General features: G+C 69.8%; 25 protein-coding genes and 4 tRNA genes. 20 read left to right on the top strand and 9 right to left on the bottom strand.

What is annotated here, in order from left to right; genetic code table 11:
* Positions 1-124 precede the first annotated feature (124 nt).
* Genes htpX through ACWFR1_RS02625 form a run of 3 tightly spaced genes read left to right on the top strand, consistent with a single transcriptional unit; the run spans position 125 to position 2,612 of the window.
* Positions 125-988, top strand: a complete 864-nt coding sequence (gene htpX, locus ACWFR1_RS02635; protein ID WP_453545624.1) for a zinc metalloprotease HtpX — start codon at positions 125-127, stop codon at positions 986-988.
* A complete protein-coding gene (locus ACWFR1_RS02630; protein WP_453545622.1) occupies positions 985-1,377 on the top strand; it encodes a YccF domain-containing protein in 393 nt (130 codons plus the stop codon). Before htpX ends, ACWFR1_RS02630 begins: the two co-directional genes overlap by 4 nt.
* Complete coding sequence (locus ACWFR1_RS02625) at positions 1,377-2,612, top strand: hypothetical protein (RefSeq protein ID WP_453545620.1); 1,236 nt, start codon at positions 1,377-1,379, stop codon at positions 2,610-2,612. Before ACWFR1_RS02630 ends, ACWFR1_RS02625 begins: the two co-directional genes overlap by 1 nt.
* Here ACWFR1_RS02625 and ACWFR1_RS02620 read toward each other — a convergent pair.
* The 4 genes from ACWFR1_RS02620 to ACWFR1_RS02605 form a co-directional block, all read right to left on the bottom strand.
* The gene (locus tag ACWFR1_RS02620; RefSeq protein WP_453545618.1) at positions 2,578-3,816 is read right to left on the bottom strand and encodes an APC family permease; all 1,239 of its coding nucleotides are present in this window, start codon (positions 3,814-3,816) and stop codon (positions 2,578-2,580) included. The two genes, ACWFR1_RS02625 and ACWFR1_RS02620, sit on opposite strands and share 35 nt — an antisense overlap.
* A gap of 21 nt (positions 3,817-3,837) precedes the next feature.
* On the bottom strand, positions 3,838-4,461 hold the full coding sequence (locus ACWFR1_RS02615) for an alpha-ketoglutarate-dependent dioxygenase AlkB family protein (RefSeq protein WP_453545616.1): 624 nt from the start codon (positions 4,459-4,461) through the stop codon (positions 3,838-3,840).
* Complete coding sequence (locus tag ACWFR1_RS02610; RefSeq protein WP_453545614.1) at positions 4,458-4,964, bottom strand: methylated-DNA--[protein]-cysteine S-methyltransferase; 507 nt, start codon at positions 4,962-4,964, stop codon at positions 4,458-4,460. The genes ACWFR1_RS02615 and ACWFR1_RS02610 overlap by 4 nt, the downstream gene beginning before the upstream one ends.
* Before the next feature lie 95 nt (positions 4,965-5,059).
* Positions 5,060-5,551: a YajQ family cyclic di-GMP-binding protein gene (locus ACWFR1_RS02605; RefSeq protein ID WP_386300090.1), complete on the bottom strand. Its 492-nt coding sequence runs from the start codon at positions 5,549-5,551 to the stop codon at positions 5,060-5,062.
* A 166-nt stretch (positions 5,552-5,717) separates the two neighbouring features.
* On the opposite strand from ACWFR1_RS02605, the gene ACWFR1_RS02600 reads away from it, so the two are divergent.
* A tRNA-Tyr gene (locus ACWFR1_RS02600) sits at positions 5,718-5,799 on the top strand.
* Between the two features lie 69 nt (positions 5,800-5,868).
* Here the strand turns inward: ACWFR1_RS02600 and ACWFR1_RS02595 are convergent.
* Together ACWFR1_RS02595 and ACWFR1_RS02590 are read right to left on the bottom strand one after the other, a co-directional pair.
* Positions 5,869-6,525 (bottom strand): NAD(P)H-binding protein, encoded by a 657-nt coding sequence (locus ACWFR1_RS02595; protein WP_453545612.1) that lies wholly within the window; start codon positions 6,523-6,525, stop codon positions 5,869-5,871.
* Between the two features lie 2 nt (positions 6,526-6,527).
* The gene (locus ACWFR1_RS02590; RefSeq protein ID WP_453545610.1) at positions 6,528-7,817 is read right to left on the bottom strand and encodes an amidohydrolase family protein; all 1,290 of its coding nucleotides are present in this window, start codon (positions 7,815-7,817) and stop codon (positions 6,528-6,530) included.
* Positions 7,818-8,045: 228 nt separating this feature from the next.
* Here ACWFR1_RS02590 and ACWFR1_RS02585 point away from each other — a divergent pair.
* The 6 genes from ACWFR1_RS02585 to ACWFR1_RS02560 all read left to right on the top strand — a co-directional run bounded on the left by ACWFR1_RS02585 (position 8,046) and on the right by ACWFR1_RS02560 (position 10,595).
* A tRNA-Thr gene (locus ACWFR1_RS02585) sits at positions 8,046-8,118 on the top strand.
* A gap of 44 nt (positions 8,119-8,162) precedes the next feature.
* A tRNA-Met gene (locus ACWFR1_RS02580) sits at positions 8,163-8,235 on the top strand.
* 86 nt (positions 8,236-8,321) lie between these two features.
* Positions 8,322-8,486: a 50S ribosomal protein L33 gene (rpmG, locus tag ACWFR1_RS02575; protein ID WP_007265873.1), complete on the top strand. Its 165-nt coding sequence runs from the start codon at positions 8,322-8,324 to the stop codon at positions 8,484-8,486.
* 101 nt (positions 8,487-8,587) lie between these two features.
* Entirely contained in the window at positions 8,588-9,040 is a 453-nt protein-coding gene (locus tag ACWFR1_RS02570) for an FAS1-like dehydratase domain-containing protein (RefSeq protein WP_453545608.1), read from the top strand.
* A gap of 2 nt (positions 9,041-9,042) precedes the next feature.
* Positions 9,043-9,471, top strand: coding sequence for a MaoC family dehydratase (locus ACWFR1_RS02565; RefSeq protein ID WP_453545606.1), 429 nt, complete (start codon positions 9,043-9,045; stop codon positions 9,469-9,471).
* Positions 9,468-10,595 (top strand): UDP-N-acetylmuramate dehydrogenase, encoded by a 1,128-nt coding sequence (locus ACWFR1_RS02560; protein WP_453545777.1) that lies wholly within the window; start codon positions 9,468-9,470, stop codon positions 10,593-10,595. The genes ACWFR1_RS02565 and ACWFR1_RS02560 overlap by 4 nt, the downstream gene beginning before the upstream one ends.
* Before the next feature lie 5 nt (positions 10,596-10,600).
* On the opposite strand, the gene ACWFR1_RS02555 is transcribed toward ACWFR1_RS02560, so the two are convergent.
* Positions 10,601-11,233, bottom strand: a complete 633-nt coding sequence (locus ACWFR1_RS02555) for an NAD(P)-dependent oxidoreductase (RefSeq protein WP_453545604.1) — start codon at positions 11,231-11,233, stop codon at positions 10,601-10,603.
* Positions 11,234-11,320: 87 nt separating this feature from the next.
* On the opposite strand from ACWFR1_RS02555, the gene ACWFR1_RS02550 reads away from it, so the two are divergent.
* Positions 11,321-11,911: a TetR/AcrR family transcriptional regulator gene (locus ACWFR1_RS02550; protein WP_453545602.1), complete on the top strand. Its 591-nt coding sequence runs from the start codon at positions 11,321-11,323 to the stop codon at positions 11,909-11,911.
* 62 nt (positions 11,912-11,973) lie between these two features.
* On the opposite strand, the gene ACWFR1_RS02545 is transcribed toward ACWFR1_RS02550, so the two are convergent.
* A complete protein-coding gene (locus ACWFR1_RS02545) occupies positions 11,974-12,996 on the bottom strand; it encodes an adenosine deaminase (RefSeq protein ID WP_453545600.1) in 1,023 nt (340 codons plus the stop codon).
* A gap of 122 nt (positions 12,997-13,118) precedes the next feature.
* Positions 13,119-14,345 carry a pyridoxal phosphate-dependent aminotransferase gene (locus tag ACWFR1_RS02540; protein ID WP_453545598.1) on the bottom strand — a complete coding sequence of 409 codons (1,227 nt, stop codon included), beginning with the start codon at positions 14,343-14,345 and terminating at the stop codon, positions 13,119-13,121.
* 206 nt (positions 14,346-14,551) lie between these two features.
* Here ACWFR1_RS02540 and ACWFR1_RS02535 point away from each other — a divergent pair.
* From ACWFR1_RS02535 to rpoB, 9 genes are all read left to right on the top strand, one after another.
* Positions 14,552-14,624, top strand: a tRNA-Trp gene (locus tag ACWFR1_RS02535).
* A gap of 104 nt (positions 14,625-14,728) precedes the next feature.
* Positions 14,729-15,016, top strand: coding sequence for a preprotein translocase subunit SecE (secE, locus tag ACWFR1_RS02530; protein WP_267045277.1), 288 nt, complete (start codon positions 14,729-14,731; stop codon positions 15,014-15,016).
* A 44-nt stretch (positions 15,017-15,060) separates the two neighbouring features.
* Complete coding sequence (gene nusG, locus ACWFR1_RS02525) at positions 15,061-15,984, top strand: transcription termination/antitermination protein NusG (RefSeq protein ID WP_453545595.1); 924 nt, start codon at positions 15,061-15,063, stop codon at positions 15,982-15,984.
* A 158-nt stretch (positions 15,985-16,142) separates the two neighbouring features.
* Positions 16,143-16,577: a 50S ribosomal protein L11 gene (gene rplK / locus ACWFR1_RS02520; RefSeq protein WP_030318720.1), complete on the top strand. Its 435-nt coding sequence runs from the start codon at positions 16,143-16,145 to the stop codon at positions 16,575-16,577.
* Between the two features lie 78 nt (positions 16,578-16,655).
* The gene (gene rplA / locus ACWFR1_RS02515; protein ID WP_024755370.1) at positions 16,656-17,384 is read left to right on the top strand and encodes a 50S ribosomal protein L1; all 729 of its coding nucleotides are present in this window, start codon (positions 16,656-16,658) and stop codon (positions 17,382-17,384) included.
* 119 nt (positions 17,385-17,503) lie between these two features.
* Positions 17,504-18,439: a hypothetical protein gene (locus ACWFR1_RS02510; RefSeq protein WP_453545592.1), complete on the top strand. Its 936-nt coding sequence runs from the start codon at positions 17,504-17,506 to the stop codon at positions 18,437-18,439.
* 248 nt (positions 18,440-18,687) lie between these two features.
* Positions 18,688-19,218: a 50S ribosomal protein L10 gene (gene rplJ, locus ACWFR1_RS02505; RefSeq protein ID WP_024755372.1), complete on the top strand. Its 531-nt coding sequence runs from the start codon at positions 18,688-18,690 to the stop codon at positions 19,216-19,218.
* Positions 19,219-19,328: 110 nt separating this feature from the next.
* Complete coding sequence (gene rplL, locus ACWFR1_RS02500; RefSeq protein ID WP_399224180.1) at positions 19,329-19,712, top strand: 50S ribosomal protein L7/L12; 384 nt, start codon at positions 19,329-19,331, stop codon at positions 19,710-19,712.
* A 549-nt stretch (positions 19,713-20,261) separates the two neighbouring features.
* Positions 20,262-23,744, top strand: coding sequence for a DNA-directed RNA polymerase subunit beta (gene rpoB / locus ACWFR1_RS02495; protein ID WP_453545590.1), 3,483 nt, complete (start codon positions 20,262-20,264; stop codon positions 23,742-23,744).
* The last annotated feature ends 57 nt before the right edge of the window (positions 23,745-23,801 follow it).

Genomic DNA, 23,801 nt, shown 5'->3' with positions numbered 1-23,801 from the left:
CCCCTGTACGGCCGGGGGAACCCGAGCCTCCCGCCTGGCGTTGACCAGTACGGGAGGGTCCACTGGACGAGTGGACCACCACGAAGCAAAGGGTTCCCCTGCCGCACCACTTGGAGGGCGTACCGTGCACCGCCGGCACAACGGGCTGAGGACCGCCGTCCTCCTCGGAGGGCTCTCCGCCCTCATCATCGTCATCGGCAGCTTCTTCGGACGGACGGGGCTGATCGTCGCGCTCGTCGTGGCGCTCGGCACCAACGCGTACGCGTACTGGAACAGCGACAAGCTGGCGCTGCGGGCCATGCGGGCCCGTCCCGTCAGCGAGTTCGAGGCCCCCGCGCTGTACAGGATGGTGCGCGAGCTCTCCACGCAGGCCCGCCAGCCGATGCCGCGGCTGTACATCTCGCCGACCCAGGCGCCCAACGCCTTCGCGACCGGCCGCAACCCGCGCAACGCCGCCGTCTGCTGCACCGAGGGCATCCTCGCGATCCTCGACGAGCGCGAGCTGCGCGGAGTCATCGGCCACGAGCTGAGCCACGTCTACAACCGGGACATCCTCATCTCCTCGGTCGCCGGAGCGCTCGCCTCGGTGGTCCTGTTCCTGGTCAACTTCGCCTGGCTGATCCCGGTCGGCCGCTCCAACGACGACGACGGCCCCGGCATCCTCGGCTACCTGCTGATCGTGATCCTGGGCCCGATCGCCGCCTCGATCATCCAGCTGTCCATCTCCCGCTCCCGCGAGTACGAGGCCGACGCCTCCGGCGCCCAGCTCACCGGCGACCCGCTCGCCCTGGCCGGCGCCCTGCGCAAGCTGGAAGCCGGCACCAAGCAGCTGCCGCTACCGGCCGAGCCGAAGATCGAGACCGCGAGCCACATGATGATCGCGAACCCCTTCGGCCCCGGCAGGGGCATGTCCAAGATGTTCTCCACCCATCCGCCGATGGCCGAGCGCATCGCCCGACTCGAACAGATGGCAGGTCCCCGCCCGTGAAGACCGTTCTCAACGTCATTTGGCTGATCCTCTGCGGATTCTGGATGTTCCTCGGCTACATGCTGGCGGGCGTCCTCCTCTGCATCACGATCATCGGTATCCCCTTCGGCCTCGCCGCGTTCCGCATCGGCCTCTACGCCCTGTGGCCCTTCGGGCACACGGTCGTCGACCGCCGCGACGCGGGCGCGGCCTCTTGTGTCGGCAACGTGCTGTGGCTGATCCTCGCCGGCTGGTGGCTCGCCCTCGGGCACATCGTCACCGGCATCGCCCTCTGCATCACGATCATCGGCATCCCGCTCGGCATCGCGAACTTCAAGCTGATCCCCGTCTCGCTGCTCCCCCTCGGCAAGGAGATCGTCCCCACGGACCAGGCGTTCGCGGCCCGCTGATGCGGCACCCGCGCTACGCGCTGGTCGCCGCCCCCGCCGACCCGCGCCCCACGGACCCGCCCCGAGCCGACCCGCGCCCCACGGACCCGCCCCGAGCCGACCCGCGCCCCACTGACCCGCCCCGAGCCGACCCGCCAGCCACGGACCTGCCCCGAGCCGACCCGCCAGCCACGGACCTGCCCCGAGCCGATCCGCCAGCCACGGACCTGCCCCGAGCCGATCCGCCCCGAGCCGATCCGACCCCCGGCGCTCCCACCCTCCACGTCCTGGCCCTCTGCGCGGACGTGGAGGGCCTCTTCGCCGAACCGGACGCGCCCGCCCGCATCCGCTACGAGCTCCGCGGCTGCGAACCGCGCGGCGAGCTCTCCCGGGCCGTCACCCAGGCGATCGTCGACGGCACCGCACCCTTCGGCACGCTCGTCGTGGACCTCCACGGCACTCTGTGGGCCCTCGCGGAGACCCGGGTCCTCGGCATGCGCGGCGACGTCGTCACGATCGAGGCGACCGGCGAGCCGAGCCCCGCCCGCCAGGCCGCCGACCCGGTCCCGTGCGGGAACCTGATCCCGGTCACGCGCGCCGCACCCGAGGAGGACACCCACACCGACGTCACCTTCGTCGGCTGCTCACCGCGCGGCGCACTGCGCGACGCCCTCGCCGCGGGCGCGCGGGAGTACCCGGAGGTCCGCTACCGAGGCCTCACCCGGATCGGAAGGGGCCACCACGAGGGCGAGGCGGGCCGGATCACCGGCTGGGCCGCCTCCACCCGCCACCGCGGCCTCGTCGACCTCACCCTCTCGTTCCCCCGTACGCGCCTGGTGCCCCCCGCGACCGGCGAGATATGGGACCTGTTCTGGCAGGCCGGGCCCACCGAGCCCGGCACCTGGAAGCGGTTCGCCGGCGCGGCCCGCGGCGAGTGGCTGGCCCGGGCCGCCGCCCACGCCCCGTACGGCGCCCCGGAGCCCGTCCCCGGCGCCACGTACCACCTCGACGGCACCGACATCGTCGACGAGGACGCGTTCCGGTGCGCGCTGGGAGAGGCCGTGCTCGGCCCCGGCCGCCGCTTACGTGCCGGAGGGCCCGGCGAGGAACTGGCCGGCGCCACCGTCGTCTGGCACCACGCCGACGTGGCCCGCGCCTGCCTGGGCGTCCTGCCCTACAGCGGGCACCGCCCCGCGACCTTCCAGGAGCTCGTCGACGAGCTCACGCACGCGGGGGTACGGCTCGTCCTCGACTGACCGCCCACGCCACGACCCCCGCCGCGATGACCCCGGACCCCACGAGGACGGAGCCGAGAGGAAGCGAGAAGGCGAGCACCGCGCACCCGGTCAACCCGAGCGCGGCGAGCGGCCGGCTCCGGCCCCCCAGGGTCCAGGCGGAGGCGTTCGCGATGCCGTAGTAGACGAGCACGCCGAAGGACGAGAAGCCGATCGCGCCGCGCACGTCCGCCGTCGCCGCCACGACGGCCACCACCGCGCCCACGGCGATCTCGGCCCGGTGCGGAACGTGGAAGCGGGGGTGCACGGCCGCGAGCCGGACCGGCAGGTACCCGTCCCGGGCCATCGCCAGGGTCGTACGGGACACCCCGAGGATCAGCGAGAGCAGCGAGCCGAGCGCGGCGACCGCCGCGCCCACCGTGACGAGCGGCACCAGCCACCGCGCGTCCGCCGCGCGGGCCGCGTCGGCGAGCGGCGCGGGGGAGTCGGCCAGGGCGTCGGGCCCCAGGACGGCGAGCACGCTCACCGCGACCGCCGCGTAGACGGCGAGCGCGATCCCGAGGGCCACCGGCACCGCGCGGGGGATCGTGCGGGCCGGATCGCGGACCTCCTCGCCGAGCGTGGTGATGCGCGCGTACCCCGCGAACGCGAAGAAGAGCAAACCCGCGGCCTGGAAGACGGAGCCCGCCACGACCTCCCCGCCGAACGCGGGAGACGACACCTCGCCGGCCCCGAAGGACACCACGACCACACCGGCGAGGACCGCGAGAACCACCGCCACGACGACCCGCGTGAGCAGTGCCGACTTCTGAACTCCCCGGTAGTTGACGGCGGTCAGGGCCACCACGGCGGCGACCGCCACCGCGTGCGCGTACGCGGGCCACACGTACGCCCCGACGGTCAGCGCCATCGCCGCGCACGAGGCGGTCTTGCCGACCACGAACGCCCAGCCGGCCAGGTACCCCCAGAACGAACCCAGGCGTTCGCGACCGTACACATAGGTGCCGCCGGAGGCCGGATAGAGGGCGGCGAGCCGGGCCGATGCCATGGCGTTGGCGTACGCGACGACGGCGGCGACCCCGAGCGCCCAGAGAAGCCCGGCCCCGGACCCGGCCGCACCGGCCGCCGGCCCGAGCGCCACGAAGATCCCCGCCCCGATCATCGAGCCGAGCCCGATCACCACCGCGTCGAAAACGCCGAGCGACCGGCGCAGTTCCTCTGCCACGCGCTTCAGCCTAGAGGGCCGTCACCAACCGGTCTCCCGCAGCGTGACGTTGAGCCGCCCGACCAGACCGAGCGCCGGGTCGGCCGTACCCGGGCGGACGACGGGAACCCCGTGATGAACCCACCGCGAGGCCCCGCCGAAGACGAAGAGATCACCGGAGGCCAGCTCGACGTCCCGATAGGGCCGCCCGCGGTTCTCCGCGTTCCCGAACCGGAAGACGCACCGGTCCCCGAGGCTCAACGACACCACCGGAGCCCCGGACCGCTCCTCCTTGTCCTGGTGCATGCCCATCCGCGCGCCGACCCCGTAGAAGTTCACCAGCGCGGTATCAGGCACGAACCCAGCACCCTCCCCATAAGCCTCGACGACCGCCTCCTGCCCCAACGCGACCAGCCAGTCAGGCAGTTCGACCCCCACCGAGTCGAGATAGCGGTACGGCTCCCACTGCCGCCCCAGGCACAGCGACCGCACCGACATGACGCCCCCGCCCGGCAGCACGGTGTGCCGGTACGACACGGGCCCGCGCCCCCACTCCCGGCAGGCGTCCACCAACTCCCGCTGCCGCGCGAGCGGCAGCCACCCGGGCACGTGCACGGCCCCGGGCGCGACGACGGCCCGCTCGCGCGGAAAGAGCCCCTCGCTCACACGGACCCCGCTGGGGCACCCTCGAGTCGCAGCAACCGCTGCTTCCGCTCCAGCCCCGCGGCGTACCCGCGCAGACTCCCGTCGGCCCCGATCACCCGATGGCAGGGCCGCACCACGAGCAGCGGGTTGCGCCCGATCGCGGTGCCCACGGCCCGCACCCCGGCCCCGGACGAGCCGACGAGCCGGGCGACGTCCCCGTAGGAGACGGTCGTGCCGTACGGGATCTCCTCCAGCGCCCGCCAGACGCGCCGCTGGAACTCCGTACCGCCGCCCAGGTCGCACGGGAGGTCGAACCGGTCCCGCCGCCCGGCGAAGTACTCACCGAGCTGCCCGGCGACCTCGGCGAAGGCCTCGGGCGCCGGGATCCACCCGTCCTCGACCTCGACGCCGCCCTTCTGCCCCGGCAGGGACAGCGAGCGCAGCACGACACGGCCCCCTTCGGCGAGCTGCCCGACCAGCAGCATCTCGCCCAGGGGGCCGTCGACGTACGCGTACACGGTCATGACTGGTTCCTCTCCCCGCACGGACCTTCCACGATCCAGTGTGCGGGGCCCGCCGACCCTCGGGCTGGCGGAATTCGGACACGAGCCTCGACGGCTCAGCGGTAGTTCACGAACTGGAGGGCGAAGTCGAAGTCCTTGCCCTTGAGCAGCGCCTGCACGGCCTGCAGGTCGTCCCGGCTCTTCGAGCTGACCCGCAGCTCGTCGCCCTGGACCTGCGCCTTGACGCCCTTCGGGCCCTCGTCCCGGATCGCCTTCGCGACCTTCTTGGCGTTCTCCTGCGAGATGCCCTCGGTGACCGACGCGAAGAGCTTGTACTCCTTGCCGGACAGCTGCGGCTCGCCCTCGACGTCGAGGGACTTCAGCGAGATGCCGCGCTTGATCAGCTTGGTCTGGAAGATGTCGAGGATCGCCATGACGCGCTCCTCGCCGTTCGCCTGCATCAGGATCTTCTCGCCCGACCACTCGATCTTGGCGTTGGTTCCCTTGAAGTCGTAACGCTGGGAGATCTCCTTCACGGCCTGGTTGAGGGCGTTGTCGACCTCCTGCCGCTCGACCTTGGACACGATGTCGAAACTGGAGTCGGCCATGACTCGTGGCTCCTTGCTCGGTTGTGGGGTACAGCCCAAAGCCTAGGGGGTGCGCCACGGCTCGAACCGCTGATCAATCCGGTGGCGAACCACCCCCGGGGATCAGGTATTGTTTACGTCGTTGCCACGGAACACCGCGAAAGCGGCTCCACGGCAGCGATCTCATGGCGATGTGCCCGAGTGGCCAATGGGAGCGGACTGTAAATCCGTCGGCTTAGCCTACCCAGGTTCGAATCCTGGCGTCGCCACGTGAAGAAGGTCCCCGGTGTTCGCACCGGGGACCTTCACTCGTTTACGGGGCCGGCCGGGCCGCGTCGTCAGTTTCCGGCCACGTCCTTCACCGCGACCGCCAGCGGCGTCGAGCCGCTGATGAGCTCCAGGGTCAGACCGGCCGTCGCCGGAGTGTCGATGAGCTCCGCGAGGACCGCCGCCACGTCGTCGCGCGGGACCATGCCCCGGCCGGTGTGGGCCTCCAGCCGGACCAGGCCGTTGCCCGCGTCGTTCGTCAGGGAGCCCGGGCGCAGGATCGTCCAGTCCAGGGTGGACCGGCGCCGGATGTCGTCGTCGGCCGCGCCCTTGGCGCGCTGGTAGGCGTCGAAGACCTCGTCGCCCTGGTGGGCCGCGTCCGCGCCCATCGAGGAGACGACCACATAGCGCCGCACGCCAGCCCGCTCCGCCGCGTCCGCGAAGAGCACCGCCGCCGCCCGGTCCACCGTGTCCTTGCGCTCCACCGAGCTCCCCGGGCCCGCGCCCGCCGCGAAGACCGCCGCGTCGGCGCCCTGGAGCACCGCCGCGACCATTTCCACCGACGCCGTCTCCAGGTCCAGGATCACCGGCTCGGCGCCCGCGTCCCGTAGGTCGTCGCCCTGCTCCGGCCTGCGGATGATCCCCGCGACCTCGTGTCCGCCCGCCGACAGCAGCCTCTCCAGGCGCAGGGCGATCTGTCCGTGTCCACCAGCGATGACGATGCGCATACTCACGACCGTACGACGGGACCGGCCGGAGGGCTCCCCGGCTCCGGCGGCTGCGGCCGCTCCGGCCGCACCTGCCGGGGCAGGTCCAGGGCGGCCGCCGAGTCGCAGTACTCCCGCACCGCGCTCGTCCGGGCCACCACCCGCCCCCGGTGCACCACGATCCGGCTGTACGCGAGGGACAGCACGCCCGCGAGCCGCTCGCCGCGCACCGCGAGGAGCTCCGCCGGGAAGCCCGCCTCCACCCGCACCTCCGGCAGCCCCATCGCCGCCCGAGCCCCCGAACTCACCGCCGCGTACGCATCCTGGGGCGGCAGCCCGCCGAGCGAGGCGAGGAGGTACGCCGCCTCCAGCGGATCCCCCCGCCCCACCGGGTTGGACACGTCCCGCAGCGCCCCGCTGCCCGCCGCGACCCGCACCCCGGCCGCCCGCAGCAGCCGCACCGGCGCCGCGCCGCGCAGCTCCGTACCCCCGCAGCCGCCCTGCGGCAGGCACACCACCGTCACCCCGGCCGCCGCCAGCTGGTCCGCCGCCCGCCGCGCCACGTCCGAGGGGAGCCGGCCGAGCCCGGCGCACGGCCCGATCGTCACCCCTGGCCGCAGCCCGCCGGCCATCGCCGCGAGCCGGGCGAGCCGGGCCGGGTCGTCCCCGTCGGTGTGCAGGTCGACGGGGCAGCCGTGCTCGGCCGCGATCTCCAGGACCGCCTCCACGTACCCCGCCGGATCCGGGTCGAGGTCCGGGCAGCCGCCGACCACCCCGGCGCCCATCTTCACCGCGTCCCGCAGCATCGCGAGCCCGTCCGCGCCCGCCGCCCCGGTGAGGAGCCGGGGCACGGCGACCGCCGTGAGGTCGGCGAGACCCCGCAGGGAGCGCCGGCCCTGGAGCACGGCCTCCAGGGGGCCGAGGCCCTGCACGTCGCCGATCCGTACGTGCGCGCGCAGCGCCGTCGCGCCGTGGCCCAGCTGGAGCAGGGCGGCCTCGGTCGCCCGCCGCTGCACCTCCTCCGGGGCGTACGAGACGGGGCCCGGGGTGTCGGCGGAGAGCGCGGTGTCGGCGTGGGCGTGGGGTTCGGCGGCGGCGGGCAGCAGCAGATAGCCGGCGAGGTCCACGCGGGAACCGCCGACGGCGCTGAGACTGCCGGCCGTCCCCACGGCCTCGATCCGCCCGCCCACGAGCCGGACGTCCACGGTCCGGCCGTCGGTGAGGCGGGCGTGGGAGAGCAGGAGCGAGGTCGAGTCGGCGGTGGTGGCGGCCCCGTCCTCGGGCGGCTGGGGCTGCTTGCTGTCGGCTGACATCGGGCTCCTCAAGGCTCCTCAAGATCAAGATCGCGCAAGTGGGGCAGAGCCTAGGGCGGCTCGGACCGACCTTCGAGGAGGAGCGCAATAGTCGTACCGATGAGTCCACGAGTGGCGTACGTGACGCCTGGTGAGAGCCCTCGCGGACCCCGGACGAGGGCCTTCGCGGAGGCGCGCGGAAACGGATTTGGGCGATGGGCGGGAGACCGTGTAATGTCTTCCTCGCTCGCCCCAATAGCTCAGTCGGTAGAGCGTCTCCATGGTAAGGAGAAGGTCTACGGTTCGATTCCGTATTGGGGCTCTGGTGAGAAGGACCCCGCCCTCGGGCGGGATCCAGATCATCAAAGCGGTGTAGCTCAGTCGGTAGAGCAAGCGGCTCATAATCGCTGTGTCACCGGTTCAAGTCCGGTCACCGCTACACACGGTAGCCGATTGTGGGGTCGGTCCTTCGATCGGCTACTCTTTTATGCGTTCATCCGTCCCATCCGTCCAAGGAGCACTCACGTGGCTGCCACCGACGTCCGCCCGAAGATCACGCTGGCCTGCGTGGAGTGCAAGGAGCGGAACTACATCACCAAGAAGAACCGGCGTAACAACCCGGATCGCATGGAGATGAAGAAGCACTGCCCCCGCTGCAACTCGCACACTGCACACCGCGAGACGCGCTAAACAGGCTCGTACACGAGGCCGTCCCCACTAGGGGGCGGCCTCGTGTCGTTTCTCGGCAGCACCCAGCAACATCGGCAATGAATCCTGGAGGTATCGAGTCCATGGCGCTCGACCAGTCCTTCGTGGGCCGGACCTATCCGCCCACCCCGGCCTACGAGGTCGGCCGCGAGAAGATCCGCGAGTTCGCCGAGGCGATCGGTGACGCCAATCCCGCGTACACCGACACCGAGGCCGCCAAGGCGCTCGGTCACTCCGATGTGATCGCCCCGCCCACCTTTGTGTTCGCCATCACGTTCAAGGCGGCCGGCGCGGTCATCGAGGACCCGCAGCTCGGGCTCGACTACAGCCGCGTGGTCCACGGCGACCAGAAGTTCGCCTACACCCGGCCCGTGCGCGCCGGGGACCGGCTCTCGGTCACCTCCACCATCGAGGCGATCAAGTCCCTCGCCGGCAACGACATCCTGGACATCCGCGGCGAGGTCCACGACGCCTCCGGCGAGCACGTCGTGACCGCCTGGACGAAGCTCGTCTCCCGCGCACCCGAGGGGGCCTGACCATGACCGCCAAGATTGCCTACGACGAGGTCGAGGTCGGCACCGAGCTGCCCGCGCAGTCCTTCCCCGTGACGCGCGCCACACTCGTGCGGTACGCCGGCGCCTCCGGGGACTTCAACCCCATCCACTGGAACGAGAAGTTCGCGGTGGAGGTCGGCCTCCCGGACGTCATCGCCCACGGCATGTTCACCATGGCCGAGGCGATCCGCGTCGTCACCGACTGGGCCGGCGACCCCGCCGCCGTTGTCGAGTACGGCGTCCGCTTCACCAAGCCGGTCATCGTCCCCAACGACGACCAGGGCGCCCTCGTCGAGGTCAGCGCCAAGGTCGCCGCGAAGCTGGACGACCGGAAGGTGCGGGTCGACATCACCGCGACGAGCGCGGGCCAGAAGGTCCTGGGCATGTCGCGAGCCGTGGTCGAGCTCGCCTGAGACGCGGAGCCCCGTATCCCCCGACGTCGTCAGGGGGTACGGGGCTTTCTCGTACCCTTGAGCCCGTGCAGCCACTCCACGACGCCCCCCTCGCGCCCCTGACCACCTTCCGGCTCGGCGGACCCGCCACCCGGCTCGTCACCGCCACCACCGACGACGAGGTGGTCGCGGCCGTCCGCGAGGCCGACGCCGCGGGCACCCCGCTGCTGATCATCGGCGGCGGCTCCAACCTGGTCATCGGGGACAAGGGCTTCGACGGCACGGCGCTGCGCATCGCCACCACCGGCTTCGCCCTGGAGGGCACGCGCCTGGAGCTCGCCGCGGGCGAGGTCTGGTCGGACGCCGTGGCGCGGACCGTCGAGGCCGGACTCGCCGGGATCGAGTGCCTGGCCGGCATCCCCGGCTCGTCCGGCGCGACCCCCATCCAGAACGTCGGCGCGTACGGGCAGGACGTCTCCGCCACCGTCACCGAGGTCGTCGCCTACGACCGGCGCGCCGAGGAGACCGTCACCCTCACCAACGCGGAGTGCGCCTTCTCGTACCGGCACAGCCTCTTCAAGGACGAGCCCGCGCGGTACGTGGTGCTGCGGGTCCGCTTCGAGCTGGAGGACGCGGACGGGATGTCGGCGCCGATCAAGTACGCGGAGACCGCCCGCGCCCTCGGCGTCGAGGCGGGGGACCGGGTGCCGCTCGCCCGGGCCCGCGAGACCGTGATGCGGCTGCGCGCCGGCAAGGGCATGGTCCTGGACCCGGAGGACCACGACACCTGGTCCGCGGGCTCCTTCTTCACCAACCCGATCCTGACGGTGGGGGAGTACGAGACCTTCCTCACGCGCGTGGCCGGACGGCTCGGCCCCGACGTCACCCCGCCGGCCTTCCCCGCCGGCGAGGACGGCGCCGTGAAGACCTCCGCGGCCTGGCTGATCGACCGGGCCGGGTTCACCAAGGGGTACGGCTCCGGGCCCGCCCGGATCTCCACCAAGCACACGCTCGCCCTCACCAACCGGGGCGAGGCGACCACCGAGGACCTCCTCGCCCTCGCCCGGGAGGTCGTCGCCGGGGTGCGGGACGCCTTCGGCATCACCCTCGTCAACGAGCCCGTCACCGTCGGCGTCACGATCTAGGGCTGTCAGTACGCGACGCCCACGCCCTGCTTGACCGTCTCCGGGGCGTCGATCATCGCCAGCATCGCGTGGGCCACGTCCGCGCGGGCCAGCGTGCGGCCACGGGGCGGATTGCCGCCGACGACCGTGCGGTACCGGCCGGTGAGCGGCTTGTCCGTCAGCCTCGGCGGGCGGACCGAGGTCCAGTCGGTGGCGCTCGCCGCCAGCGCGGACTCCATCACCCGCAGATCGGCGTAGATGTCCTTCAGGACGCTGTTGATCAGCGCGAGGGCGGCCTTGTCGAGCACCCCGTCGCCCGCCGCGGCGGGGCCCAGCGGGGCCGCGCTGACCACCAGGAGGCGGCGCGACTTCTCCGCCTCCATGGCGGTGAGCACCGAGCGGGTCAGCCGGGCGGCCACGCCCGCGTCCGCGCGCGTCCGGGCTCCGAGGCCCGAGAGCACGGCGTCCCGGCCCGCGACCGCGCCGCGCAGGGCCTCCGGGTCGGAGAGGTCGGCGCGGAGGACCGCGAGCCGCTCCCCGGTGACCGCGAGCCGCGCCGGGTCCCGCACCACCGCCGTCACCTCGTGGCCCGAGGCCAGCGCCTGGCGGACGATCTCCCGGCCGATGCCGCCGGTCGCACCGAAGACTGTGAGCTTCATGTCGCACCCTCCTGGGGTGGGTAAGTGTTCACTCACCCCCAGGGTGGGTGGATACTCACTCACGCGTCAAGCGTGGCTGGAGGATGCATGGAACAGAGACCGACCCGCGTACGGATCGTCGACGCCGCGCGCGACCTCATGCGGACGGCGGGGCTCGCCCGCACCACGACCAAGGAGATCGCCAAGGCCGCCGGCTGCTCGGAGGCGGCGCTCTACAAGTACTTCGCGAGCAAGGAAGAGCTCTTCCTGACCGTCCTCGACGAGCGGCTGCCCCGCCTCGGCGGGCTGCTCGGCGCGCTCGCCGCCGACCCCGGCAGCAGTACCGTCGAGGACAACCTCACCGAGATCGCCCGGCAGGCCGCCCTCTTCTACGAGGAGAGCTTCCCGATGGCCGCCTCGCTCTACGCCGAGCCGCAGCTCAAGGCCCGCCACGAGGAGGGCGTGCGCCGGCTCGGCGCCGGCCCGCACAAACCCGTCGAGGGGCTCACGGCCTACCTCCGCACCGAGCAGCGACTCGGCCGCGTCGCCGCCGACGCCGACCCGCGGGCAGCCGCCGCCCTCCTCCTCGGCGCCTGCGTCCAGCGGGCCTTCGCGTACGAGATGGCGGAGGACGGCCCCGGGCCGCTCGACGACTTCGCCCGCTCGATCGCGCGCACGCTGATGCGCGGGATCGGCTGAGGACCGGCTGAAGGGCCGATTGAAGACCGGCTGAGGACCGGCCTGAAGGACCCGCCGACGGATCAGTCGGCGATCCAGTCGTCGATCCCCGCCAGCAGCTTCGCCCGTACGCCCTCCGGGGCCGCCGAGCCCCGCACCGACTGCCGGGCCAGCTCCGCCAGCTCCGCGTCCGTGAAGCCGTGGTGCCGGCGGGCGATCTCGTACTGCGCCGCGAGCCGCGAGCCGAAGAGCAGCGGGTCGTCCGCGCCCAGCGCCATCGGGACGCCCGCCTCGAAGAGCGTCCGCAGCGGTACGTCCTCGTGCCGCTCGTAGACACCGAGGGCCACGTTCGACGCGGGGCAGACCTCGCAGGTCACCCCCCGCTCCGCGAGCTTCCGCAGCAGCCGGGGATCCTCCGCCGCCCGCACCCCGTGGCCGATGCGCGAGGCCCGCAGGTCGTCCAGGCAGTCGCGTACGGAGGCGGGGCCCGTCAGCTCCCCGCCGTGCGGGGCCGCGAGCAGACCGCCGTCCCGCGCGATCGAGAACGCCCGGTCGAAGTCACGGGCCATCCCGCGCCGCTCGTCGTTGGAGAGCCCGAAGCCGACCACGCCCCGGTCCGCGTACCGCACCGCGAGCCGCGCGAGCGTCCGCGCCTCCAGGGGGTGCTTCATCCGGTTCGCGGCGACGAGCACCCGCATCCCGAGCCCGGTCTCCCGCGAGGCCGCGTCGACCGCGTCGAGGATGATCTCCATGGCCGCGATGAGCCCGCCGAGCAGCGGGGCGTACGAGGTGGGGTCGACCTGGATCTCCAGCCATCCCGAGCCGTCCCTGACGTCCTCCTCGGCCGCCTCGCGGACGAGTCGCCGGATGTCGTCGGGCTCGCGCAGGCAGGAGCGCGCGATGTCGTACAGGCGCTGGAAGCGGAACCAGCCGCGTTCGTCGGTCGCCCGCAGCTTGGGGGGCGTACCGCTGCTCAGCGCCTCGGGAAGATGGACGCCGTACTTGTCGGCCAGCTCGATGAGCGTCGTGGGCCGCATCGAACCGGTGAAGTGCAGGTGCAGATGGGCCTTGGGCAGCAGGGTGATGTCGCGTGAAACGTGCTCCATCGACTGATACTGCCGCACCCGAATGGACGAAGGCACCCCGTTTCCCCGATCGGGACCTTGCTAGAACGCAAAAACGGGCCCCGGTTCCGAAGAACCGGGGCCCGTCAGGTCGTGCGAGGGGATCAGACGGTCGCCTCGGCCAGCAGCTTCTGGATCCGGGACACACCCTCGACCAGGTCCTCGTCGCCGAGCGCGTACGACAGACGCAGGTAGCCGGGGGTGCCGAAGGCCTCGCCCGGGACGACCGCGACCTCGGCCTCGTCGAGGATCAGGGCCGCGAGCTCGACCGAGGTCTCGGGGCGCTTGCCGCGGATCTCCTTGCCGAGCAGCCCCTTCACCGACGGGTACACGTAGAACGCGCCCTCCGGGGTCGGGCAGAGCACGCCCTCGATCTCGTTGAGCATCCGCACGATGGTCTGGCGGCGCCGGTCGAAGGCGCGCCCCATCTCCGCGACGGCGTCCAGGTTGCCCGAGACGGCGGCGAGCGCGGCGACCTGCGCCACGTTGCTCACGTTGGACGTGGCGTGCGACTGCAGGTTCGTCGCGGCCTTGACGACGTCCGTCGGGCCGATGATCCAGCCCACCCGCCAGCCGGTCATCGCGTACGTCTTGGCGACGCCGTTGACGACGATGCACTTGTCGCGCAGCTCCGGCATGACCGCCGGGAGGGAGACCGCGGAGGCTCCGCCGTAGACCAGGTGCTCGTAGATCTCGTCCGTGAGGACCCACAGGCCGTGCTCCACGGCCCAGCGGCCGATCGCCTCGGTCTCGGCCTCGCTGTAGACGGCGCCGGTCGGGTTCGACGGGGAGACGAAGAGGACGACCTTGGTCTTCTCCGTGCGGGCCGCCTCCAGCTGCTCCACCGAGACCCGGTAGCCGGTGGTCTCGTCGGCGACGACCTCCACCGGGACACCGCCCGCGAGACGGATCGACTCGGGGTACGTCGTCCAGTACGGCGCCGGGACGATGACCTCGTCGCCCGGGTCGAGGATCGCGGCGAAGGCCTCGTAGATCGCCTGCTTGCCACCGTTGGTCACCAGGATCTGGGAGGCGTCGACCTCGTAGCCCGAGTCGCGCAGCGTCTTGGCGGCGATCGCGGCCTTCAGCTCGGGCAGACCGCCGGCCGGCGTGTAGCGGTGGAACTTCGGGTTCCTGCAAGCCTCGACGGCCGCCTCGACGATGTAGTCGGGGGTCGGGAAGTCGGGCTCACCGGCGCCGAAGCCGATCACCGGGCGGCCGGCGGCCTTGAGGGCCTTGGCCTTGGCGTCGACGGCGAGGGTGGCGGACTCGGAGATCGCACCGACGCGGGCGGAGACCCGACGCTCGGTGGGAGGGGTAGCAGCGCTCATACGGCCCATCGTCCCAGACCGGATCCGAGCCGGGCACACAGGTTTCACGGACCGGACAGGAACGGTCAATACCGGTCGTACGCCCGTCCGAGGGCAGGTCGGCGCGGTTTCTGTTCGACGCGGACCCCCATCACCACGTATGCTCACTGCTCGTTGGCCCGCACCGACCACATCTCACGATGCGGTAGGTTGAGGCACACCAACAAAGGGTCGTAGCTCAATTGGTAGAGCACCGGTCTCCAAAACCGGCGGTTGGGGGTTCAAGTCCCTCCGGCCCTGCTACACACACCGCCAGGTGTTGTGCGCATGTACGTACTTCATTGCACCGCCGTGCGGCTCCATCCCGGGCGCGGCACGGCCGACCCGGAATCAGGTGAGAGATCGTGACGGACGCCGTAGGCTCCATCGACATGCCTGATGCCGACGACGAAGCCGCGGACGCGAAGAAGAAGGCCCGTAAGGGCGGCAAGCGCGGAAAGAAGGGCCCTCTGGGCCGTCTCGCGCTCTTCTACCGCCAGATCGTCGCTGAGCTCCGCAAGGTCGTTTGGCCCACGCGCAGCCAGCTGACGTCGTACACCACTGTGGTGATTATCTTCGTCGTCATCATGATCGGCCTCGTCACCGTGATTGACTATGGCTTCCAGGAAGCAGTCAAGTACGTCTTCGGCTGACTTTTTGTTCCACCCCATCTGTATCGCAGGAAGAAGCAGCCACCGTGTCTGACGCGAACCTGAACGACGCCTTCGAGTCCGAGTCCGCCGAGGACGAGCTGGACATCGTCGAGGCCGCCGACGAGGACCAGGCCGACGCTGCTGACGACGCTGCGGGCGAAGCCGCCGAGGAAGCCGCTCTCCACGTCGAGGACGAGGAAGAGGCGGAAGCCGAGGAGTCCGACGAGGACGCCGAGGCCGAGGTCGAGGAAGACGAGTCGGACGAGTCCGAGGACTCCGACGACGACGAGTCCGTCGAGGCCGAGGACGCCGCGGACGAGACCGAGGAGGAGGCCGAGCCGGCCGCCCCGGTCGACCCGGTCGCCGCGCTCCGCGAGGAGCTCCGCACCCTCCCCGGCGAGTGGTACGTCATCCACACCTACGCCGGCTACGAGAAGCGCGTGAAGGCCAACCTCGAGCAGCGTGCCGTCTCGCTCAACGTCGAGGACTTCATCTACCAGGCCGAGGTCCCCGAGGAAGAGATCGTCCAGATCAAGGGCGGCGAGCGGAAGAACGTCAAGCAGAACAAGCTTCCCGGCTACGTTCTCGTCCGCATGGACCTGACGAACGAGTCCTGGGGCGTCGTCCGCAACACCCCCGGCGTCACCGGCTTCGTGGGCAACGCCTACGACCCGTACCCGCTGACCCTGGACGAGATCGTCAAGATGCTCGCCCCGGAGGCCGAGGAGAAGGCCGCCCGTGAGGCCGCGGAGGCCGAGGGCAAGCCCGCTCCCGCCCGCAAGCTTGAGGTCCAGGTTCTGGACTTCGAGGTCGGTGACTCGGTCACGGTCACGGACGGTCCCTTCGCGACCCTCCAGGCCACGATCAACGAGATCAACCCGGACTCGAAGAAGGTCAAGGGCCTCGTCGAGATCTTCGGTCGCGAGACCCCGGTCGAGCTGAGCTTCGACCAGATCCAGAAGAACTGATCTCACCGTCTTCCGACCAGGTCAGAGTGGCTCTTACAGCCGCTCTGACCTGCTCGGTTTTTAGCCGCACGTCCATACCCGTTATCGTTGTGCGGTATGCCTGCATCCGGATGACCGGAAGGCGGGCTGAACACTCTCACTAGGACCCGGAGAGAGCAATGCCTCCCAAGAAGAAGAAGGTCACGGGGCTTATCAAGCTCCAGATCAACGCCGGTGCGGCGAACCCGGCCCCGCCGGTCGGCCCCGCGCTCGGTCAGCACGGCGTCAACATCATGGAGTTCTGCAAGGCCTACAACGCCGCGACCGAGTCGCAGCGTGGCATGGTCGTGCCGGTGGAGATCACGGTCTACGAGGACCGCAGCTTCACCTTCATCACCAAGACTCCGCCGGCCGCGAAGCTGATCCTCAAGGCCGCAGGTGTGGACAAGGGCTCCGGCGAGCCGCACAAGACCAAGGTCGCGAAGCTCACGGCCGCTCAGGTCCGCGAGATCGCCACGGTCAAGCTGCCCGACCTGAACGCCAATGACCTGGACGCCGCGTCCAAGATCATCGCCGGTACCGCCCGCTCCATGGGCATCACCGTCGAGGGCTGATCAACCCCCTTGTGACCTAGTGGTAGGGCCCGCGCCGGCCCGCACCACGACTCCATACCTGAACCAACAGGAGAAGAAGTGAAGCGCAGCAAGGCTCTCCGCGCCGCGGACGCCAAGATCGACCGGGAGCGTAACTACGCCCCCCTCGAGGCCGTCCGTCTGGCGAAGGACACCGCCGCCACGAAGTTCGACGGCACCGTCGAGGTCGCCTTCCGCCTGGGTGTCGACCCGCGCAAGGCCGACCAGATGGTCCGCGGCACCGTGAACCTCCCGCACGGCACCGGCAAGACCGCCCGGGTCCTGGTCTTCGCGACCGGTGACCGTGCCGAGGCCGCGATCGCCGCTGGCGCCGACATCGTCGGCTCCGACGAGCTCATCGACGAGATCTCCAAGGGCAACCGCCTGAACGAGTTCGACGCCGTTGTGGCCACCCCGGACCTCATGGGCAAGGTCGGCCGCCTCGGCCGCGTCCTCGGCCCGCGTGGTCTCATGCCGAACCCCAAGGTCGGCACCGTCACCCCCGATGTCGCGAAGGCTGTCAACGACATCAAGGGCGGCAAGATCGAGTTCCGCGTCGACAAGCACTCGAACCTGCACTTCATCATCGGCAAGGTCTCCTTCGACGAGACGAAGCTGGTCGAGAACTACGCCGCGGCCCTGGACGAGATCCTTCGTCTGAAGCCGTCCGCCGCCAAGGGCCGCTACATCAAGAAGGCGACCCTGACGACGACGATGGGCCCCGGCATCCCGCTGGACTCCAACCGCACCCGTAACCTCCTCGTCGAGGAGGACCCGGCCGCGGTCTGAACCTCACCGGTTCGCTGAGTGGTCGACAGGCCCCCGCCTCTCCTCGGAGAGGCGGGGGCCTGTTCTTTGTTACGGTTCAAGAAACCGTAAAGACGTTGATCAAGGGGTGGGGAACACTCATGAACATGTCCGCATGGAAGCGCGCGGGCGTCGCCCTGACGGCCACGGCCGTCGTGGTGGGTGTCGCGGGATGTCAGGACGGCGGTACGAAGGCGGCCGACGCGCCGGCGAAGCCGCGGACGCAGAGCCTGGAGGACGTCACCAAGGTCATCCAGGCCGCGTACACGAAGACCTCCGAGGCCAAGGCCGCGAAGATCCGGATGACCATCGAGATGACGGGGGCCGGCCCGGGCTCCGGCACTACCACCATGACCGGTGTGCAGGGCTGGGACCCGGCCGCGATGGACGTGACAATGTCCGGCGGCATGTTCGCCGGCGCGGACGCCGCCGGAATGCCCGAGAAGATCCGCATGATCATGCGTGACAACGTCATGTACATGGACATGGGTGCCGAGCAGGCCGCCGAGATGGACGGCAAGCGCTGGATGAAGATGGACTTCGCGGGTCTCGCGAAGGGGTCCGACGCCGTCCTGGGGAAGCAGATGTCGCAGGGCCTGGGCGGTATGAACCAGGACCCGGCCCAGCAGCTCGCGCTCCTCCTGGAGGCCCCGGGCATCAAGCACATCGGCCCGGAGAAGGTCGAGGGCGTCGACGCCCAGCACTACAAGGGCGCGATCGCCTTCGAGGACATGCTGAAGGCCAACAAGGCCTTCGACGGCATGCCGAAGGCGGACCGCGAGAAGCTCGTCACGACGATGAGGGAATCGGGGATCAAGGGCTACGACACCGAGCTCTGGGTCAACGGCGACGGCTACCCGGTCAAGATGGTCGTCGGCATGAAGCTGCCCGAGGGCACGATGAACATGACCGCCTTCTACTCCGACTACGGTACGAAGACGAGCGTCCAGGTCCCGCCGGCCAAGGACACCGTCGACCTCATGGAGATGCTCAAGGGGATCGGCGCGGGAGCCGGCGAAGGCCTCGGTCAGGGCTGATTTGCCCGAACCGCACCCCGTCACGTACGCTTCCACAGAAGCCAAAGACCGCTGGTCGTTGCCGCTCCCACTCGGGTTCGGTGGCCGAAGGATTCGCTGAGATGCGAACGACCCGCGCAGGTGACTGTGGATGAGTTCCCGGATCTTCGTGATGCGGTCGAGCCAAGCCCCGTGCGCCTGCGCCGGGGCGTTTTGTTTTGTTCAGCCCCTTCCGCGCGGTCCCATCACCCGGAAGGAGGCCGACGCTCATGGCAAGGCCCGACAAGGCTGCCGCGGTAGCCGAGCTCAAGGACAAGTTCCAGAGCTCGAGCGCCGTTGTGCTGACCGAGTACCGGGGTCTCACCGTCGCGCAGCTCAAGACGCTGCGTCGTTCGCTCGGTGAGAACGCCCAGTACGCCGTGGTGAAGAACACGCTGACCAAGATTGCGGCCAACGAGGCCGGGATCACCTCGCTCGACGACCAGTTCACCGGTCCGACGGGCGCTGCCTTCATCACCGGTGACCCGGTGGAGTCGGCGAAGGGTCTTCGTGACTTCGCCAAGGAGAACCCGAACCTCATCATCAAGGGCGGTGTCCTTGACGGTAAGGCGCTGACCGCCGATGAGATCAAGAAGCTTGCGGACCTCGAGTCCCGCGAGGTTCTGCTCAGCAAGCTGGCCGGCGCGTTCAAGGGCAAGCAGTCTCAGGCTGCCTCGCTCTTCCAGGCGCTGCCGTCGAAGTTCGTCCGCACTGCGGAAGCGCTTCGCGTCAAGCTCGCCGAGCAGGGCGGTGCCGAGTAATTCGGCTCGCGCATTGATCCGCGCCGCCTAGCGCGCGGGTCTCAGCGGGCCGTTACGCCCGCCTCTCTATACATCCGGCACCTGCCGAATTAGTGGAAGGATCGCCCATCATGGCGAAGCTCTCTCAGGACGACCTCCTCGCCCAGTTCGAGGAGATGACCCTCATCGAGCTCTCCGAGTTCGTGAAGGCGTTCGAGGACAAGTTCGACGTCACCGCCGCCGCGGCCGTCGCCGTTGCCGGCCCGGGCGCCCCGGCCGCCGGTGCCGAGGCCGTCGAGGAGCAGGACGAGTTCGACGTCATCCTCGAGGGTGCCGGCGACAAGAAGATCCAGGTCATCAAGGTCGTGCGCGAGCTCACCTCCCTCGGCCTCAAGGAGGCCAAGGACCTCGTCGACGGCACCCCGAAGGCCGTCCTCGAGAAGGTCGCGAAGGACGTTGCCGAGAAGGCCGCCGAGTCCCTCAAGGCCGCCGGCGCCTCCGTCACGGTCAAGTAAGACCGTTTCGGCTCGCTGAGCTGACTCCTGCCCCCGTGTAACGCGAGGGCACCGAAAGGCGATCACCCTTCTGGGTGGTCGCCTTTCGGCGTTCCCCGGGAAGGGCGTGGCGGGGCCCCCGAGGGCCGCCGGAGGCGGAGTATGGTGATCTTCGCCGTGCGCCCCGCAGACCGGGGGGCCTTGACGAACCGCACGCAGCGCGCAATTCTCAGGACGCGTCGTCACAACGATCCGTATCCGAGGCATGGATCGACGGCTGAACGGGCAGTATCGAGGTGCGCCACACGGCGCGAGGTACCGCGGAGTTGAGAGCAACGAGGGTCGCGAATTACTCGCCCTGGACATCAGTGAGCCAAGTGGCTACACTGACCCTTTGCGCTGCCTGTTAGCTGCCCCCTGCCCGTCACCAGGGGCATACCTTCGCATCCGCTTCGTGGACCGACCCCGTCTGAACTGGCCTTTCAGCCATCTCAGGAAAAGTCTGCCGTGAAGCGATGCTGAGGGACCGGTACGCGCGTAGTGAGTCCGAGCCCTCGGAAGGACCCCCTCTTGGCCGCCTCGCGCAACGCCTCGACCAATACGAACAACGGCGCAAGCACCGCCCCGCTGCGCATCTCCTTTGCAAAGATCAAGGAGCCCCTCGAGGTTCCGAACCTCCTCGCGCTGCAGACCGAGAGCTTTGACTGGCTGCTCGGCAACGCCGCCTGGAAGGCTCGCGTCGAGGCTGCCCTTGAGTCGGGACAGGACGTCCCCACGAAGTCCGGCCTGGAAGAGATCTTCGAGGAGATCTCGCCGATCGAGGACTTCTCCGGGTCGATGTCGCTGACCTTCCGCGACCACCGCTTCGAGCCGCCGAAGAACTCGATCGACGAGTGCAAGGACCGTGACTTCACGTACGGTGCCCCGCTCTTCGTCACCGCCGAGTTCACCAACAACGAGACCGGCGAGATCAAGTCCCAGACGGTCTTCATGGGTGACTTCCCGCTCATGACCAACAAGGGCACCTTCGTCATCAACGGCACCGAGCGTGTCGTGGTGTCGCAGCTGGTCCGATCGCCGGGTGTCTACTTCGACTCCTCGATCGACAAGACGTCCGACAAGGACATCTTCTCCGCCAAGATCATCCCGTCCCGGGGTGCCTGGCTGGAGATGGAGATCGACAAGCGCGACCTGGTCGGTGTCCGCATCGACCGCAAGCGCAAGCAGTCGGTCACCGTTCTGCTGAAGGCTCTCGGTTGGACCACCGAGCAGATCCTGCAGGAGTTCGGCGAGTACGAGTCCATGCGCGCCACCCTGGAGAAGGACCACACCCAGGGCCAGGACGACGCGCTGCTCGACATCTACCGCAAGCTGCGTCCGGGTGAGCCGCCGACCCGTGAGGCCGCTCAGACGCTGCTCGAGAACCTCTACTTCAACCCGAAGCGCTACGACCTCGCGAAGGTCGGCCGCTACAAGGTGAACAAGAAGCTCGGCGCCGACGAGCCGCTGGACGCCGGCGTGCTCACCACCGATGACGTCATCGCCACCATCAAGTACCTGGTCAAGCTCCACGCGGGCGAGACCGAGACGGTCGGCGAGAACGGCAACGAGATCGTCGTCGAGACCGACGACATCGACCACTTCGGCAACCGTCGTCTGCGTAACGTCGGCGAGCTCATCCAGAACCAGGTCCGCACGGGTCTGGCTCGTATGGAGCGCGTCGTCCGCGAGCGGATGACGACCCAGGACGTCGAGGCGATCACGCCGCAGACCCTGATCAACATCCGCCCGGTCGTGGCGTCGATCAAGGAATTCTTCGGCACCTCGCAGCTGTCGCAGTTCATGGACCAGAACAACCCGCTGTCGGGTCTGACGCACAAGCGTCGTCTCTCGGCGCTGGGCCCTGGTGGTCTGTCCCGTGAGCGGGCCGGCTTCGAGGTCCGAGACGTGCACCCGTCCCACTACGGACGCATGTGCCCGATCGAGACCCCTGAAGGCCCGAACATCGGTCTGATCGGTTCGCTCGCCTCGTACGGCCGCGTCAACGCGTTCGGCTTCATCGAGACGCCGTACCGCAAGGTCGTCGACGGTCAGGTCACCGACGAGGTCGACTACGTCACCGCCGACGAGGAGGACCGCTTCGTCATCGCGCAGGCCAACGCCGCGCTCAACGACGACATGCGGCTCACCGAGAACCGCGTCCTGGTGCGTAAGCGTGGCGGCGAGGTCGACTACGTCCTGCCGGCCGAGGTCGACTACATGGACGTCTCGCCGCGCCAGATGGTGTCGGTCGCGACCGCCATGATCCCGTTCCTCGAGCACGACGACGCCAACCGTGCCCTCATGGGCGCGAACATGATGCGTCAGGCCGTCCCGCTCATCAAGAGCGAGGCGCCGCTCGTCGGCACCGGCATGGAGTACCGCTGCGCCACCGACGCCGGTGACGTGCTCAAGGCCGAGAAGGACGGTGTCGTCCAGGAGCTGTCGGCCGACTACGTCACGGTCGCCAACGACGACGGCACGTACATCACGTACCGCCTGCACAAGTTCTCCCGCTCCAACCAGGGCACCTCTGTGAACCAGAAGGTCGTCGTGGACGAGGGCGACCGCGTCATCGAGGGCCAGGTCCTCGCCGACGGTCCCGCCACCGAAGACGGCGAGATGGCGCTCGGCAAGAACCTCCTCGTGGCGTTCATGCCGTGGGAGGGCCACAACTACGAGGACGCGATCATCCTGTCGCAGCGCCTCGTGCAGGACGACGTCCTCTCCTCGATCCACATCGAGGAGCACGAGGTCGACGCCCGTGACACCAAGCTCGGCCCGGAGGAGATCACCCGGGACATCCCGAACGTCTCCGAGGAGGTCCTCGCCGACCTCGACGAGCGCGGCATCATCCGTATCGGTGCCGAGGTCGTCGCCGGCGACATCCTCGTCGGCAAGGTCACGCCCAAGGGCGAGACCGAGCTGACGCCGGAGGAGCGCCTGCTCCGCGCGATCTTCGGTGAGAAGGCCCGTGAGGTCCGTGACACCTCGCTGAAGGTGCCGCACGGCGAGATCGGCAAGATCATCGGCGTCCGCGTCTTCGACCGCGAGGAGGGTGACGAGCTTCCCCCGGGCGTGAACCAGCTGGTCCGCGTCTACGTCGCCCAGAAGCGCAAGATCACCGATGGTGACAAGCTCGCCGGCCGTCACGGCAACAAGGGTGTCATCTCCAAGATCCTTCCGATCGAGGACATGCCCTTCCTCGAGGACGGCACGCCGGTCGACATCATCCTCAACCCGCTGGGTGTCCCGTCCCGAATGAACCCGGGACAGGTCCTGGAGATCCACCTCGGCTGGCTCGCCAGCCGCGGCTGGGACGTCTCCGGTCTCGCGGACGACTGGGCGCAGCGCCTCCAGGCGATCGGCGCCGACCAGGTCGCCCCGGGCACCAACGTCGCCACCCCCGTCTTCGACGGTGCGCGTGAGGACGAGCTCGCGGGTCTGCTGAACCACACCATCCCGAACCGCGACGGCGAGCGCATGGTGCAGCCGACCGGTAAGGCGAGGCTGTTCGACGGCCGCTCCGGCGAGCCGTTCCCGGACCCGATCTCCATCGGGTACATGTACATCCTCAAGCTCCACCACCTGGTCGACGACAAGCTGCACGCCCGGTCGACCGGTCCCTACTCGATGATCACCCAGCAGCCGCTGGGTGGTAAGGCCCAGTTCGGTGGCCAGCGCTTCGGTGAGATGGAGGTGTGGGCGCTTGAGGCTTATGGCGCCGCGTACGCCCTCCAGGAGCTGCTGACGATCAAGTCCGACGACGTGACCGGCCGCGTGAAGGTCTACGAGGCCATCGTCAAGGGCGAGAACATCCCTGAGCCCGGCATCCCCGAGTCCTTCAAGGTGCTCATCAAGGAGATGCAGTCCCTGTGCCTCAACGTGGAGGTGCTCTCTTCGGACGGCATGTCCATCGAGATGCGCGACACCGACGAGGACGTCTTCCGCGCAGCGGAGGAGCTCGGTATCGACCTGTCCCGGCGCGAGCCGAGCAGCGTCGAAGAGGTCTGACGGGAGTCCGGACCGGGGGTTCAGCGATGAACCCCCGGCCGGCCCCAGGACCCCCGT

It is taken from the genome of Streptomyces sp. NPDC055103, assembly GCF_053607625.1.
This window is presented reverse-complemented; position numbering and strand designations above follow the sequence as displayed.

Coding starts and splice junctions, on each gene's coding strand:
- rplJ (WP_024755372.1), top strand. CDS start 18,688: ATGGCAAGGCCCGACAAGGCTGCCGCGGTAGCCGAGCTCAAGGACAAG.
- rplL (WP_399224180.1), top strand. CDS start 19,329: ATGGCGAAGCTCTCTCAGGACGACCTCCTCGCCCAGTTCGAGGAGATG.
- rplK (WP_030318720.1), top strand. CDS start 16,143: ATGCCTCCCAAGAAGAAGAAGGTCACGGGGCTTATCAAGCTCCAGATC.
- ACWFR1_RS02545 (WP_453545600.1), bottom strand. CDS start 12,996: ATGGAGCACGTTTCACGCGACATCACCCTGCTGCCCAAGGCCCATCTG.
- ACWFR1_RS02550 (WP_453545602.1), top strand. CDS start 11,321: ATGGAACAGAGACCGACCCGCGTACGGATCGTCGACGCCGCGCGCGAC.
- ACWFR1_RS02570 (WP_453545608.1), top strand. CDS start 8,588: ATGGCGCTCGACCAGTCCTTCGTGGGCCGGACCTATCCGCCCACCCCG.
- ACWFR1_RS02590 (WP_453545610.1), bottom strand. CDS start 7,817: ATGTCAGCCGACAGCAAGCAGCCCCAGCCGCCCGAGGACGGGGCCGCC.
- ACWFR1_RS02565 (WP_453545606.1), top strand. CDS start 9,043: ATGACCGCCAAGATTGCCTACGACGAGGTCGAGGTCGGCACCGAGCTG.
- ACWFR1_RS02605 (WP_386300090.1), bottom strand. CDS start 5,551: ATGGCCGACTCCAGTTTCGACATCGTGTCCAAGGTCGAGCGGCAGGAG.
- ACWFR1_RS02625 (WP_453545620.1), top strand. CDS start 1,377: ATGCGGCACCCGCGCTACGCGCTGGTCGCCGCCCCCGCCGACCCGCGC.
- ACWFR1_RS02555 (WP_453545604.1), bottom strand. CDS start 11,233: ATGAAGCTCACAGTCTTCGGTGCGACCGGCGGCATCGGCCGGGAGATC.
- ACWFR1_RS02540 (WP_453545598.1), bottom strand. CDS start 14,345: ATGAGCGCTGCTACCCCTCCCACCGAGCGTCGGGTCTCCGCCCGCGTC.
- ACWFR1_RS02510 (WP_453545592.1), top strand. CDS start 17,504: ATGAACATGTCCGCATGGAAGCGCGCGGGCGTCGCCCTGACGGCCACG.
- ACWFR1_RS02595 (WP_453545612.1), bottom strand. CDS start 6,525: ATGCGCATCGTCATCGCTGGTGGACACGGACAGATCGCCCTGCGCCTG.
- ACWFR1_RS02610 (WP_453545614.1), bottom strand. CDS start 4,964: ATGACCGTGTACGCGTACGTCGACGGCCCCCTGGGCGAGATGCTGCTG.